The sequence below is a fragment of the Lactobacillus sp. UMNPBX17 genome (genome assembly GCF_002553735.1).
In the GTDB taxonomy this organism is placed as follows: Bacteria; Bacillota; Bacilli; order Lactobacillales; family Lactobacillaceae; genus Lactobacillus; species Lactobacillus gallinarum.
Window position 1 is genome coordinate 1 of sequence record NZ_PCYT01000207.1, and the last position, 228, is coordinate 228.

The window sequence follows — 228 nt, forward strand, 5'->3', positions numbered from 1 at the left end:
AACCGTACGTCCGGTGCAATGAGAGGGGCGAGAATTAAACTCCCTCTACTCTATTGTTTGAGGTTTATGATATATATTTTTTTCGTAAATTGCAATAATAACGTGAACACTTTTGTTTAGGCTGTTTGATAGATGCGATCTAATTCTCTTTCAAAAATTTCATCTGGTGTATAATAAGCCAAGATCTTTCTTGGCAATGAATTGCACCAAGTTTCAATGTCAATGATT

1 pseudogene is annotated in these 228 nt (G+C 34.6%); it reads right to left on the reverse strand.

Features of this window, described 5'->3' with window-relative positions:
* Window positions 1-116: 116 nt before the first annotated feature.
* Window positions 117-228: pseudogene (locus tag CP368_RS10330) on the reverse strand (IS30 family transposase); the annotation flags it as partial.